The following is a 14101-nucleotide window of genomic DNA, read 5'->3' as shown; positions in this document are numbered from 1 at the left end:
GGGCGGCCTTGTCTGTGGCGTGCGGCGCTCCAGAGCGCAAGGGGCGCGGACAACAGCCCGCGCCGTAGCACGGCGGCCACCACAGCCGCCACGCGGGCGCAGGGCGCGCACACAACGCGCCCAAATTCGTATTACTTTTTGCGCGCCAAAGGATGCGCCTTGTCGTAGGACTGCATGATCTTGGACATGGTGAGGTGGGTGTAGCGCTGGGTGGTGGTGAGGCGCGAGTGCCCAAGCAGTTCCTGCACGCTGCGCAGGTCGGCCCCGGCCTCCAAAAGGTGCGAGGCAAAGCTGTGCCGCAGCATATGCGGGTGCACATCCTCAGGCAAGCCCGCCAGCTTCGCCAGCCGCTCAAGGATGCGATTCGCCTGCCGCCGCTGGAGCGCGCCCCCGCGGTCGCCAAGAAACAGCGCCGTCTGCGTCAGGCTCTGCGTAAACTCGTCCCGCACGGCCATATACTCATCCAGCCGCCGCGCTCCGGCCTCGGACAAGGGGCACAGACGCTCCTTGGAGCCTTTACCCAGAACGCGCACCACGCCGGAGCCGGTGTCCACATCATCCACGGACAGCCCCAGCGCCTCGCTGATGCGCAGGCCCGAACCATACAAAAGTTCCGCAAGCGCCATATCGCGCAGGGAGCGCGGGTCAGCCCCGGTTTTGGCTTCCATCAGCGCAAGGGCCTGATCCACATTCAGCGCCTTGGGGTGGTGCACCTCCTGCTTGGGGTTCTTCACGCCCGCGACAGGATTGGACATCGCCATGCCATTCTTGGCCATATATTTAAAGAATGCCCGCAGGCTGGACAGCTTGCGCCCCACTGTCGTCTTCGCCAGCTTGCGGCGGTGCAGTTCCGCCATAAACGAGCGTACGTGCGTGCGGTCCACGCTGTCCGGCTCGGCAAGGCTAAGGCCCCGGCCGTCCAAAAAACCTTCAAACTGCTCAAGGTCGCGGCCATAGGCGCTGACCGTGGCGGTGCTGTAGCCCTTTTCCACGGCAAGCCAGCCCAGAAAGGCCATGGCCGTATCCGGCAGTGCAAAATCGTCAAACGTGTCCATGCTGTGTGGTCCTTGTCTCCTTGCGCGCAGGCGCGCCGCCAACGCGGGGCGCATCACTCAAGGCTATATTCCATGCCCGGCCACTGGTGCACCAGCCCCTGCACCTCAAGGAGCAGGAGCACGCTGCTGGTCTGCGCCGCAGGCCAGCCCAAATCGCGCGAGAGGGTATCAATATGCACGCGGTCGTTGCCGCGCAGGGCGTCCACCACCAGCTGGGAATCCTCATCCAGCCCGGCAAAGCGGTCCCCGTCCTGCACGGCGCCTTCAGGGTCCGCGCCGCCCGTAGCAGCCACAACGCGTGCGGCGCTGCGGGGGACAACGGCGTCCGTGGCCGAACCAACAACCGGGACCGCGCCAGCCCCGCCGGGCGCGCCCAAGGCGTCAGCAAGCCGTCCCTGCTCCGGCTTTGGGCCCTCGTGCGGGGTGGCGGCCTTTTGGGAGCGCACAGCCACCGCGCCGCCCTCCATCACCGCGCGAATCTGCGGGGCAAGGTCGCGCAGGATGTCCGAGGCATGGCCCGCAGGGGTTGCGCCCTCGTCCAAAAGCCCACGGCAGCCGTCAAAGGACGGCATATCGTCCGGTCCGGGCACGGCGTAGACCTCGCGCCCCTGTTCAAGGGCCATACGCGCCGTAATGCGCGAGCCGCTGCGCCGCGCGGCCTCCACAACCACCACGCCAAGGGACAGTCCGCTGACGATGCGGTTGCGGTAGGGAAAATTCTGCGCCGCCGGGCCTGTGCCCAGGGCAAACTCGGAGACAAGAAGCCCGCGCTGCTCCAGCAGGGCGCGCACGTCGGCATTCTCCGGCGGATAGGTGCGGTCCAGCCCGGTGCCAAGCACGGCAATGGACGAACCGGGTCCATCCAGCCCGGCCAAATGCGCCTGCCTGTCAATGCCCCACGCCAGCCCGGAGACCACGGTCACGCCTGCGCCAGACAGCTCCGCGCTGATGCGCCGCGCATGCGAGATGCCCGTCCCGCTGCAACTGCGCGAGCCAACCACGGCAACACAGGCGCCGCGAAGCAAGTCCACGGCGCCGGAATAGTACAGCATAAGGGGTGGGTCGGGGAGCCTGCGGAGCAGGTCCGGAAAACGGGGGTCGTCGTAAAGCAGGACGGGTTGGCGGCATTTGCGGGCGGCCTCGTGCTCTTCGTCCACGGCGGCTTCCCACGCGCCGCGGACGTAGCTCTCCACCTGTCTGACGGAGGCAAGGCCAAGCCCGCACCACTGGCGGACATCATCGGCGGCGTCGCGGGCGCAGCCGTAGTGGTCCAAAAGACGCTTCCATGTACGCGGGCCAATGTGCAAACAGTGGCGGAGAGACAGACAGGCCCGGTACTCGGCAAGACGCTCGGCGTTCATGGCGGCAACGGCTCCGGCTAGCGCAAGGCCCGGAGCTTCTTGCGGCCAAGGGCGGCGGGGTCCGTGGAGCCGTAATCGTCAAGCAGCACGTTCAGGTAAAAACGGGCGTTGCCCTTGTCGCCAAGGGCGGCGTAGGCATAACCCAGCTTCAGGAGCGCTGCGGCGGCCTTTTCGTGCTTGGGGTACAGACGGTGCACGTCCTTAAAGGCCACGACGGACTCGGGGTAGCGCTTTTCGTGGTAATAGCTTTCCCCCAGCCAATAGCGGGCATTGGGCTGGAGCGCACTCTTGGGGTAGGTGGCGATAAAGCGCTGGAGTTCGGCGCGGCCTTCTTTGGTCTTGCCTGCCAGAACGTGCTTCAGGCCCGCATCGTACAGCGCCTTGGCGCTCATGGCGGAGGCAGACGCTTTGGCGGGTGCGGCTTTGGCAACCTTTTTCGGTGCTTCCACCTTGACCGTACGCGCTCGCTTCTTACCCTTCACTTCCGGATAGGCGTCCCACTTCTTATCGCTCTGCGGCTTTTCGGGGGCATTCGTGGTGACCGGGCCGGGTTCCGGCAGGTCCTGAGAGCTCAGCAGGGGCTGGTCCTTCTGCTCGGCAGGCGCGTCGTCACCGGGCTGGCTTTCCAGCTGGTTCAAACGCTTCTCAACGATGTCCAGCCGCTCCGCGTGGCTCAGCTGGGTGTTTTTGAACCCGAGGGCTTTTTCCTCAAGGTTTTGAAGCCGCCATTCCTCGCTCTTGCTCCATTTCTTGCCGGTCTGACAACCGCCAAGCAGAACAACGAGCGCCGCGGTAAGAAGTGTTGCCCGAACGCTGAGGGCCATTTCCGCCTCCTGTTGATGTGGTTCTCCGCATTGGTTGCGCATATTAAATAGGCGACAACGAAGGAAAACTCAAGGTGTCCCGGCGGAAAAGAAATGCCCGCAGAACTTCGGCAACCTTGCCCTGAGGCGGTTTTTAGGGCAAGTAAAACCCGCCTGTACACAATATGAATCGTCCGTATCCCTATCGAAGGAGCCTCTTGCAATGACGTTTGCGGATTTCAATCCCCGGCTGCTGGGGGGGCATGCACTGCTGGCCATCCATTTTGCAGTGGTACTGACCGGTCTCGGCGCATTTCCCCTTGCCGTTGTCAGTGAATACATCGCTGGCGCCAAAAAGAAAGTGTTTCTGAAAAAGTTTGCCCAGCAGGTCAGCCTGATGGGTGTGCTGTTTGTTTTCGCCGCGCTGCTGTCCGTGTTCGGCTCCATAGCCTACCTGCACTACACAGGTGCGCAGGACATCCGGCCATGGCTGACCACACTGCGCCCCATCACCTCTGCCAACTTTGGCTCCCTTGGCGTCATGGCTCTCTTCGCCACCATTTACGCCTTTACGTGGAAAGGCTCCCGCAAGGCGCCGGGCCTGCACAAGCTGTGGGGCGTGCTGGCCAGCCTTGGCGCGCTGGCCACGCTGGCCTGCCCCCTGAGCACCCAGCTGATGTCCATGGCCAACCGCCCTCTGCCGGGCACCGCACAGGAGCTGAGCACCTTTCTGCTTTCCGGCATGGGCAGCTTGTTCTTTGCGCCGCTCTTTCTGCTGACGCTGACCCTTGCCGTGGCCTTTGCCGCCGCCTTCGGCCTGGTGTGGATGATTCTGCGCCGTGGCCGCGATGACTGGGGCCGCGACTACTACAGCTACGCCAGCCGCTACTGTGCGGGCTGGGCCGCTGCGGCCAGCGTTGCCGCTGCCGCCTGCACCGGGTGGCTGTTCTATACCATCCAGCCCACCGTCGCCGCCGCATCCCTCGGCGAAATGACGCGCTATTTCACCATGGGCGGCGCGGGCCTTGCCGTCTTGGCCAGCCTGCTGTGGGCTGTGGTCCTCAAAGCCGCAACCCCCATGCGCCATAAGCCGACCATGGTTATCGCCGCCCTGTGCCTGCTTGTTGCCGCCATGGGCATGTTTGAAACATGGGCCATGACCCTGCTGGCCGCCACGCCGTAATACGCCAGCGCGGACCATTCGTACGCCACAAGAAAAACGCCGGAGTGCACTGCACTCCGGCGTGTTTGTATTGCGATGTGACCTACGGGCTAGGGAACCGCAGCCGTCGCCCGCGTGGACCTGCGGTAGATTTCATGCGGGTCGAGGATAAGCACCACGGAGCCGTCGCCCATGATGGTGGCACCAGAGATGCCTTCCTTCTCCCCAAGGTAGTCGCCAAGGGGCTTGATGACGATTTCCTGCCGCTCCAGCAGGCTGTCCACAATGATGCCGAGGCGGCGGTTGCCGTCCTGAATCACCACGATGGGCAACTGCTTGCGCGTATCCTCTTCGCCTCCTGAGTCGGAGTCGATTTCCAGAATCTCGGAGAGTTCCAGAATGCCGAGGACCTCGCCGCGCATGGTGACGGCCTTGCGGTTGTTGACCTCGGTGAGGAGGTCAGCATCCAGCTTGGTGGTCTCGGACACGGCTTCAAGGGGAATGGCGTAGACCTGACCGCCCACGGTAATCATCAGTGCGTCGATGATGGCGAGCGTCAGCGGCAGGGACAGGGTAAAGCGCGTGCCCTTGCCGACGTCGGTCTGCACGTTGATGGAGCCTTTGAGGTTTTTGATGTTCGTCTTTACGACGTCCATGCCGACACCTCGGCCCGAGATGTCCGTAATCTTCTCTGCGCCGGAAAAGCCCGGTGCAAAAATCAGCTCAATGGCCTGCTGGTCGTCCAGCGCCTTGGCCTCTTCGGGCGAGCTGACGCCCTTCTTGACGCCGACTTCGCGCATGCGCTGGGGGTCAATGCCCTTGCCGTCGTCCTCGACCTCAATATTCACGGAGTTGCCCGCGTGGTAGGCGCGCAGGTAGACCTTGCCGGTTTCGGGCTTGGAGGTCTCCTTGCGTTCCGCCGGGGACTCAAGGCCGTGGTCCACGGAGTTTCGGATAAGGTGGACAAGCGGATCGCCGATTTCCTCGATGACGCTCTTGTCCAGTTCCGTCTCTTCGCCTTCCATGATGAGTTCCACGTTCTTGCCGCTCTTGCGCGACAGGTCGCGGACAAGGCGGGGGAAGCGGGTGAACACGGTCTTCACGGGCACCATGCGCACTTTCATAATGGTGTCCTGCAGGTCATCAGAAATGCGGGCCATTGCGTAAGTGGTTTCCGTCAGATTCGATGCCACGTCCTGCAGGTCCACGCCTTCACCGCTTTCGCCGCCCTCTTCCAAGTGACGGGCCAGCATGGTGAACCGGTTGCGGTTGATGATCAACTCGCCAATGAGGTTCATCAGGTGGTCCAGCTTCTCGTGGTCCACACGGATGGTGGAGGAGACCTTGGGCTTGTGCGCGTCCTTGGCGGCAGCTTTGGCCGCGGGCTTGGCGGCGGGGGCCTTCTTGGGCTCCGGGGCGGGCTTGGCAGCAGCCTTTGGCTCGGGCTTGGGTTCCGGCTTCGGTTCCGGCTTTGCCTCGGCTTTCGGCTCCGGTTTGGGCTCCGGTTTCGGCTCAGGCTTAGGCTCAGGTTTAGGCTCTTCCTTAGGCTCCTCTTTGGGGGCCTCCGGTTCAGGCTGCGGCTCAGCCGCGGGAGCATGCTCCAGCTCCTCTTCGGCTGCGGCGGCCAGTTCCTCTTCGCCACCGCCCTTCAGGCGAGTCACGATACCCTGAATCTGGTCGCTCAGGATGCCACATTCCTGACGCAGGATGTCCAGCATCAGGGAAAAATCCATATCCGCCGTACGGGCCTGATCCACCAGTCCTGCGGTGCGGCCTGCATTGAGCTTGATGTCTTCAAAGCCCATGTATCCGGCGGAATTCTGCACGGTGATGAGCGAGCGGTACAACGCATCCACAAAGCTGGACTGCGAGGGGTCCTTGCCCAGTTCCTCAAGGGAGAGGTTGATGGCGGCAATCTGCTGGTCCACCGTGGCGATGAAGATACCTGCGTCCTCTTCGTCCACCTCCAGCTTGGGCTGAGGCTCGGCGGCGGGCTTGGCGGCCGGCGCGGGCTTTTCCTCCTGCGCGGGGGCGTCCTGCGCTTTGGATTCCTCGTCGCCTTCTGTCTGGGGCAAAAGGATTTCGCCGGTCTTCTCGGCGTGCTGCAGGGCGTGCACCAGCTTACGCGTGTCCAAGGATTCCGCCTCGGCACTCTCGGAGTCCACGTTGCCGATGAGGGTTTCAATGGCGTCGGCCACCATGAGCAACAGATCAACCAGCGGCTGCGAGACCTTCATCTCGCCGCGGCGCACAATGTTGAGGAGCGTCTCGGCCTCGTGCGTCAGGGAGTTGAGGTCCTTGAAGCCGACAATGCCGCTGTTGCCCTTCAGGTTGTGGTAGTACCGAAAGATGTCGTTGACGGTCTCGTCGGGCGTTTCATCCTTTTCCAGACCGAGCAAGGCTTCGTTGAGATTTTGGACGATCTCTCGGGCTTCTTCGAGGAAGTCCTCAAGGTGTTCCTTGGCCGCCACGGTGAGGGTGTACCTTTCTACCACGAAGGGTTCCAGCTCCTCCTCCGGCTCGGCGGCTGGCGGCGCGGGGGTGCCCGGCTCGGCGACCGCCGGGGTCTCATCGACCTCGGGCGCAGCGGGGGCGGCCGGAGCTTCACCACCCGCAAGCAGGGCGTCCAGCGTGTTCACCGTATTGGTGATATCCACATCGCCTTCACCGCCCTCCGTCTCCAGATTATCAATCATGGTCCGTAAGAGGTCCGTGGAGCTCAGGATAACGTCCATAATCTCAGACGTGACCACCATCTTGCCCTTGCGCAGTTCGTCCATGACGTTTTCTGCGCGGTGGGCGAGCATATTGATGGTGTTCAGCCCAAGAAAACCCGATGCCCCCTTGAGGGAATGCATGGGCCTGAAGATTTCGTTCAGGAGGTCCAGATTCTCGGGGTTGTTCTCAAGCTCAAGCAGATTTGGCTCAATCGTCTCTAGATGCTCTTTGGCCTCTATGATGAAATCTGCAAATATTTCAGGATCCATGAACTCCTGACTCATTGCCCTACCTCAAAAGTTCGGCGTTCCGGAGTGAGAAAGACCAACCGGACACCCGTTGGAAACAGTCCAGGCGCAAATCGGCCGATTACGCGCCAAGGAGCATTTTGACGTTCTTCACCATGGTATCGGGCTGAGCGGGCTTGACCATGTACAGGTTGGCACCAAGGTTCAGGCCGGTTTGGATGTCCTTGTCCTGACCTTCCGTGGAAAGCACGACGATGGGCACGTCCCTGTAGGTATCTTGCTCGCGGACCGTCTTGATAAAGGTGAAGCCGTCCATGCGTGGCATGTTCACATCGGAGATGATGAGGTCCACATGCTCTGCGGAGTACAGCTTCTCAAGACCATCCAGCCCGTCTTCGGCGGTCGTCACCTTGAAGCCTTCCTTCTTCATGATGAAGGCAACCAGATTCCGCACAGTCTTAGAATCGTCCACAATAAGAATATGTTTAGACATTTTCTCTCCCTATCCCTTGAGAACCTTGTCCACGATGCGGTCAACCGAAAGGATGCCTACCAGCCTCGCGTCCTCAGCCTTGAGGAGCCCTGCCACGTATTCGACGTTGCCGCCGAGGTGGGTTTCCACTCCCCAGTCGATGCTGTCCTGCTCAACCCTATACATCGTCTTCACCGATTCGATCAGAAGGCCCACCTGCAACCCCTTGCGTTTACAGACGACAATGAAACGGCAGTCTTCTTTCGCCACGGGGATGCCCATCAGCATGCCGGTCATGACCAGTGGCGTGACGCGGCCTCGCAGATTCACGATGCCCGAGATAAATCCCGGGGCCGCCGGAAGCTTGGTCGGAGCGACATATTTGATGACCTCCTGCACGGTGTCGATGGGAACCGTAAACTCCTGCCCGCCTAGCGAGAAGGCAACCAGCTGGAGGGAAGGCTCGTTCTTGAGGCTTTCCATCAGGTCTGGTTCGTCTACGGAGTCCTGCGCCGTCTGCCCGTCATCAGAACGCCGTGCAAAGCCCGGGGCCGCCTGCACCTGTGCAGGGTCCGGCAGGCTCTGTCCTGCGGCGTCCGCGTTTTCCCCGTGCCCCATGTATTTCTTCAGAAAGGCCTGTTCGGCCTCCGTCAGATTCTCATCGGACTCCGGGAGAAAATTGCGTTCCAGAAAGTATTCCTCAGGCGTCTTCATTCGCTACGATCTCTTTTGCTAACAGGGAGTATTCGATGGCGCCGCGGGAGTTTTCATCTATCTCGTAGATAACCTTGCCCTTGGCGCTCGCCTCGCGAAAGTTGGTGTCCAGATTGATGACCGTTTCAAACATCTTGTCGCCGAGTTTCTTTCTCAGCAGATTCAGCACCCGTCTGCACGCGCCGGCCCTGCGGTCGAACATTGTCGGCAGGGCCCGAAACCGGATGGGGCGGGCCAGCACCCGGTTCAGCGTGCGTATTGTGTCAAAGAGCAGCCGCAGTCCATGCAGGGCCAGAAAGTCGGTCTGGATGGGGATAATCACCAGATCCGATGCCACCAAGGCATTGACCAGAAGCACGCCAACATGCGGTGGACAGTCCAAAACGATGTAGTCGTACTCATCCCGCAGCGGCTCCAACGCATCCTTGAATATTGCCCCGCGCCCGGGGCGGGACTTCAGGTCCATCTCCAATTCGGAGAGACGGATGCTTGCCGCGGCAAAATCAAACCCCGGTTTTTGCTCCACGTGGATGATCTTTTTCCACAGCTCGGGGACGTCGTCCTTCTCGGCATAAAAGATGTCGAGAACAGTGTGGGTCAGGTCCTCCGGGTAGTGCGCCAGATGGATGGAGGCGCAGGCATGGGGGTCCAGGTCCATGACCACGGTCTTCTTCCCCAGCCTGTGCAGCGCGGCCCCGAGGCTCAGCGCTGTTGTCGTCTTCCCTACGCCACCCTTTTGGTTGGCGACGGCGAGCACCTTAATACCCAACGTTTTTCCCTCGTCGTGTACGCGCCCGTCCCGCATGGGGCGCATTGTGGCGTCAGCGCGGGACTTTTCTTCCGGGCCTGTCCCCTCTTACACTGCTCTTGAGATAAATCTCCTCAGTGCCTGCAGGTCGTCAAAGTCCACATCCAAAAAGCGAATGCCATGCTTGTAGCGCGTCAGAGGCATAATTTCCTCAATGCGGACAACCTCGGCAATGGCCTGCAGGTACTGCCCTGCGTCACTTTCAAAGACCTTGAAGTAGCCGGAGTGGAACTTGTTGAGGCTTGGGATAAAAATCTTCACCTGCAACTTGTCCCCGTCCTTGAACTTCTGCCCGCAGACGACGCTCATTCCACTTGCGCTGATGTCCGCGCAGCTGACTTCATGTTTCTTCTGCCGTGCCAAAGGAAAGCGAAACTCTCGCAGCTCCACACGAAAATTCTTGGGGAGTCGGACTTCCCTGCGTCTCTCGGTTGCATTCATCGCGACGGATTTCCTCCTGCATGCAAGTACCACGAGGCACGTTAACCCTTCTTGTAGACAATGGCTCCGGTGTAGTGCATCGGCTTGAATGCACGGGTGATGTTATGCAGCGACTCGGAGTGTCCAATCAGCAGGAACCCTCCGGGCAGAAGATTGTCGTAGAATGAACTGATGACATTCTTCTTCATGGCATCATCAAAGTAGATGATGACGTTGCGGCAGAAGACGATGTGAGAGCGTTCCACACGCTTAAGCTGCATACGATCGCTGAGGTTGATTTGCCCAAAGGTGATGAGCTTTTTCAGCTCTGGCTTCACCTTGAATTTGCCGTCTTCCTCCTCGAAGTACTTGGGGATAATTTCCTTCGGTGTCGTGCGAAGCGCATACTCCGTATACACGCCCCGGCGCGCCGACGCCAGCACCGCGTCCGAAAGGTCGTTAGCGGTGATGCGAATATCCCAAGAACTTATTTCACTGCGCAAGGTTTCATGCAGCTGGATGGCCATGGTGTAGGGCTCTTCGCCCGTGGAACATCCTGCCGACCAAATACGCAGCTTCTTGGTGCCCTTCTTGCGCTGCTCATCAAGGATTTCCTTCAGGACATTTTCCTGAAAGACCTTAAGCTGCGGCGGGTTGCGGAAAAAGCTCGTCTCGTTGGTGGTGACCACCTCAAAGAGTTTGCTCAGCTCCTGCCGTTTTTGCGCGTCGTACTGCAAGTAGTAATAGTACTCGCCAAAGGACTTGAGGTTCAGGTGCTTCAACCGGTTCCGGAGTCGGTTTTCCAACAGATACTTGCGGTTATCTGCAATATAGATGCCGCACTTATCGTAGATGAAATCCCGGAGCTGTTTGAACTCCTCCGGAGAAATCGTGAACTCCTTCTTCAGGGAGATTGTCTTGGAGAAGAGAGAAGACATGTTAGCTACCCTCCCCGCCTTGTTCATCCTGAATTCGAGCGAGCGCGTCCTCGGCTGCCGCGGAAAGTTCGGGGTTCTCGGAATTGACGATTTCCAAAAGCGCGCGGAACGCGTTTTCGCCGCCAATGGAGCCTAGCGTCTCCACGACCTTAATCTGCACCAGCGGGGACTCATCCTCCGCGAGGTCCATCAGGCGGGGGATGGCCTTCTTGGCGGCCTTTTGTCCCAGCGCCTCCACAGCGCGCACACGGACCCAGTCGTCGGCGTCATCCAGCGCGACGAGAAGCATGGGCACCACGGCGTCATCGTCACAGCCGCCCATAAGGTCCACAACAGCCAGCCGCACTTCGCGGTTTTCGTCGCTCAGGCGGTTTTCGATAACCGGGAGCCACGTTTGCAGGTCTGCACACATGTGGGAGAAGGCCTCAAGGGCCACCTTGCGGATGTCGGGAATTTCGTCCTCAAGGGCGAGCTTGATGTCCTCGATATTGGAGGCAATATCCAGCTTGCCCATGGCGTAGACGGCCATAAGCCGGTGGATGGGTTCCGGACTGCGGAACAGCGTGTGGAAGCGCTCGTTCATCGCCTCGCCGCCCACGTTCACGCAGGCTTCCAGCGCGGCTTCCTTCACATCGTCGTAGGGATGTTCGAGGAAGCCGAAGAGCACCTCGCCGGTGTCTTCGTCCTTGAGCACGGTGCCGAAGTAGGCGAGCGCGCCCTTGAGCACGGTGCCGTCGTTGTGCTTCTGCAGCACATCAAGGAAGAAGTCCTTCACCACCGCGCCGCAATTGGTCAGGGAGGTAATCAGGGCGCGCTGCACGTCGCGCTCGCAGTCCCAGAAGACGTCGGTCATCAGCGAGCAGACCGCTTCATCATTGGTCCGGCCCAGCGCCTCAACAGCCACCAGCGCCCTGTGGGTGTCCTTGCCGTGCAGGCCGTCCTTGAGGGCCTCCGTCAGGCCAATGTTGGCAAGGGCGTCCACGGCAATGCCAAGGCGCTCCGGCACGCGCTCGGGGTCCATGTGCGAGGCAAGCTCCAGAACCTCTGCCGAGGCCTTTTCGCCGCCCACAAAGCCGAGGCCAAGGATGGCGGCGTCCTGAATGTCCTCTTCCTCATCATGGATGGCGATGAGCAGGTACTGCCGGAATTTTTCTCGTTCCTTCTGCGACAGCAGCTTAAGCGACTTGCCGCCAAGGATGTTGACGATGGCTTTCACGATTTTATTGCGCAGAGCGGTGGGAGAGGAATCCATCTGCGACAGCAGCATCGGCACGGCCTTGACGTTGGCCATCTCGCCGAGGGCCTCGACGATCATGGACGCCACAAGGTCGGAACTGCGGCCCATAGCCTTGGCCAGTGCGCCGATGGAACTGTCGTCGCGCACCTTGGCCAGTGCCTCAATGACGGCGAACTGAATCCATTCCTCATCCTTGAGGGCTTGGTTCAAATATTTGGCACCATGCTTCAGCTGCAATTCGCCAAGGCTGACCGCGGCCTGATACCGCACGTTCACCTCGGGGTCCTTCAGCAACATGTCGCCAAGCGGCGACACCGCTTGGGAACTGCCGCTGGAGCCGAGAATGTCGGACACAAATATCCGAATATCCGGGTCTTCGTCGTGCACCAGTTTGGTCAACGACGACATGGCCTCCCCCGCTATCTCGCGGAGGATGTCCATGGACAGGTTTCGCACGGGAGCATCATCGGAACGCAAGAGAGGAATGACGGCCTCTGCCGTCTCTACGCCCCCCAGCTTACGCAGCGCCATGTCCGCGGCTTCCTGCAACCCCAAGTTGTCCGACAGCAAAAGCTGGGCAAGGTCTGGAATGGCCTCGCGGCATTCCTTGTCTCCCGCGAGGAAAGCGGCTTCGCGCTTGTCCTCCACCTCGCCGGTTTGCAGGACTTTGGCTATCTCCTTGCAGTTCTCCATCATTCTCCCATCCTTGCATCATTCTCCCGGGTTGACGCCCGGGGCGGCATATGGGTCACTTGTAAAGATTGTCGATTATGGCACTGGCCATGTCGTCGATGTCCACAATCTCATCTGCCAGGCCCGCGTCGACTATCGCCTTGGGCATTCCATACACAACGCAGGTTGCGTCACTCTGGGCCAAGGCCCGTCCGCCGCGCTGTTTTAGGACCTTCATACCTTCCATGCCATCATTGCCCATACCGGTCAAAATGACACCGAGAGCACGCCGTCCTACCCCTCCGGCAACCGACGCGAGCAGTTCATTCGCCGACGGTTTATACAGCGCCTCGGCCGGCCTTTCGGACACGACCACATCAATGCGGCTCACCTTCTGTTCAATGCGCAGATGCTTGCCGCCGGGGGCGACGTACACCGTACGCGGGGCGAAACGCTCGCCGTTTTCGGCCTCCTTCACACGCAGCGGGCAGACACTGTCCAGCCGCTTGGCAAAGGGCCCGGTAAACGCGGCAGGCATATGCTGAGCAATCAGTATGCCAGCGGGGAAGTCCGCAGGCAGCTGCGACAGCACTTTTTGCACCGCAGGCGGGCCACCGGTGGATACGCCAATGGCGACCACGTCACGCTTTAGGCTACCACCAATTCTGGGCTTTCTGGGGGCTGCGGGAGCGGCAGGAGTTGCCGCGGGGGTCGCCGCCGGTGCGGCCTTGGCCCGGACGGGGGCCTTTGGCGCGCGGAATTTGCGGCGGCCAACGGTAAGCACCTTTTTCCGCAGGTCTTCCTCGATTTTGATGATATCCAAGGAAACCTTGGAGAGCTGCTTGGGAATAAAGTCAACAGCCCCAAGCTCCATGGCTTTCAGGGTGGACTCGGCTCCTTCGGTTGTCAGAGAACTGACCATAAGCACAGGTCTGGGCATCTCCATCATAATATGCCGCAAAGCAGTCAATCCGTCCATACGGGGCATCTCGATATCGAGGGTTACCACGTCTGGCTGATGCTTGCGCACCATCTCAAGCCCCTCTTCGCCATTGCGGGCAGTCGCCACAACACGAATATTGGGGTCCTTTTCGAGCATGGTCTGGATTGCTTTGCGCATGAAGGCGGAATCATCCACCACTACGACCGTCACCACGTCGGGAACTCCTTTTCAACAGCAGGCTATGACACGACGCCTCTGGCACAGAACGAGCGGATACCAAGGCGAATCGTACCATGATTAGGACATCAATCACAGCAAAAATGGTTTAAGACAAGGGTGTAAAAGAAATACGAGGTGGAGACAACTCCAATTTCCGCCACAGAGGTGCCACACAACTCACTTTCTGCCCCCTTCCCCCTTGGCGGGGCAAAAAGTCTCGACGAAATTTTTAAAATAATCGTAAAAAGTACTTGCCAAACAGGGATAAAACACCTAATCACTCTCTCCGTCGACGGGATGTGGCTCAGTTTGGTAGAGCGCTGCGTTCGGG

At 60.3% G+C, this 14101-nt stretch carries 12 protein-coding genes; 1 reads left to right on the top strand and 11 read right to left on the bottom strand.

The genetic code is table 11. The annotated features are described in order from the left end of the window. Positions 1-131 precede the first annotated feature (131 nt). From ACY69P_RS06860 to ybgF, 3 genes are read right to left on the bottom strand one after another with little or no spacing between them, the layout of a single operon-like run. Positions 132-1055 (bottom strand): tyrosine recombinase XerC, encoded by a 924-nt coding sequence (locus tag ACY69P_RS06860; RefSeq protein WP_459901508.1) that lies wholly within the window; start codon positions 1053-1055, stop codon positions 132-134. A gap of 53 nt (positions 1056-1108) precedes the next feature. Continuing rightward, positions 1109-2416: a DNA-processing protein DprA gene (gene dprA / locus ACY69P_RS06855; RefSeq protein ID WP_462326962.1), complete on the bottom strand. Its 1308-nt coding sequence runs from the start codon at positions 2414-2416 to the stop codon at positions 1109-1111. 17 nt (positions 2417-2433) lie between these two features. After that, the gene (gene ybgF / locus ACY69P_RS06850; RefSeq protein ID WP_462326961.1) at positions 2434-3240 is read right to left on the bottom strand and encodes a tol-pal system protein YbgF; all 807 of its coding nucleotides are present in this window, start codon (positions 3238-3240) and stop codon (positions 2434-2436) included. Positions 3241-3442: 202 nt separating this feature from the next. Here ybgF and ACY69P_RS06845 point away from each other — a divergent pair, with 202 nt between their 5' ends. Beyond that, a complete protein-coding gene (locus ACY69P_RS06845; RefSeq protein WP_462326960.1) occupies positions 3443-4402 on the top strand; it encodes a hypothetical protein in 960 nt (319 codons plus the stop codon). Between the two features lie 89 nt (positions 4403-4491). Here the strand turns inward: ACY69P_RS06845 and ACY69P_RS06840 are convergent, their stop codons facing one another. The 8 genes from ACY69P_RS06840 to ACY69P_RS06805 all read right to left on the bottom strand — a co-directional run bounded on the left by ACY69P_RS06840 (position 4492) and on the right by ACY69P_RS06805 (position 13764). Further along, the gene (locus ACY69P_RS06840; RefSeq protein WP_462326959.1) at positions 4492-7383 is read right to left on the bottom strand and encodes a chemotaxis protein CheA; all 2892 of its coding nucleotides are present in this window, start codon (positions 7381-7383) and stop codon (positions 4492-4494) included. Between the two features lie 85 nt (positions 7384-7468). Next, the gene (locus tag ACY69P_RS06835) at positions 7469-7840 is read right to left on the bottom strand and encodes a response regulator (RefSeq protein WP_404843113.1); all 372 of its coding nucleotides are present in this window, start codon (positions 7838-7840) and stop codon (positions 7469-7471) included. A 9-nt stretch (positions 7841-7849) separates the two neighbouring features. After that, entirely contained in the window at positions 7850-8533 is a 684-nt protein-coding gene (locus ACY69P_RS06830; RefSeq protein WP_459901500.1) for a chemotaxis protein CheW, read from the bottom strand. Further along, the gene (locus tag ACY69P_RS06825; protein ID WP_462326958.1) at positions 8520-9302 is read right to left on the bottom strand and encodes a ParA family protein; all 783 of its coding nucleotides are present in this window, start codon (positions 9300-9302) and stop codon (positions 8520-8522) included. The genes ACY69P_RS06830 and ACY69P_RS06825 overlap by 14 nt, the downstream gene beginning before the upstream one ends. 87 nt (positions 9303-9389) lie before the next feature. After that, a complete protein-coding gene (locus tag ACY69P_RS06820; RefSeq protein WP_404843116.1) occupies positions 9390-9782 on the bottom strand; it encodes a PilZ domain-containing protein in 393 nt (130 codons plus the stop codon). A 41-nt stretch (positions 9783-9823) separates the two neighbouring features. After that, positions 9824-10699, bottom strand: a complete 876-nt coding sequence (locus tag ACY69P_RS06815; protein WP_462326957.1) for a CheR family methyltransferase — start codon at positions 10697-10699, stop codon at positions 9824-9826. 1 nt (position 10700) lies between these two features. Beyond that, positions 10701-12632 carry a HEAT repeat domain-containing protein gene (locus ACY69P_RS06810; protein WP_462326956.1) on the bottom strand — a complete coding sequence of 644 codons (1932 nt, stop codon included), beginning with the start codon at positions 12630-12632 and terminating at the stop codon, positions 10701-10703. A gap of 52 nt (positions 12633-12684) precedes the next feature. Further along, a complete protein-coding gene (locus ACY69P_RS06805) occupies positions 12685-13764 on the bottom strand; it encodes a protein-glutamate methylesterase/protein-glutamine glutaminase (RefSeq protein WP_462326955.1) in 1080 nt (359 codons plus the stop codon). Positions 13765-14101: the final 337 nt, after the last annotated feature.

It is taken from the genome of Desulfobaculum sp. (genome assembly GCF_054921475.1).
The sequence above is the reverse complement of the archived record's forward strand: the minus strand, read 5'-3'. Positions and strand labels throughout refer to the sequence as shown.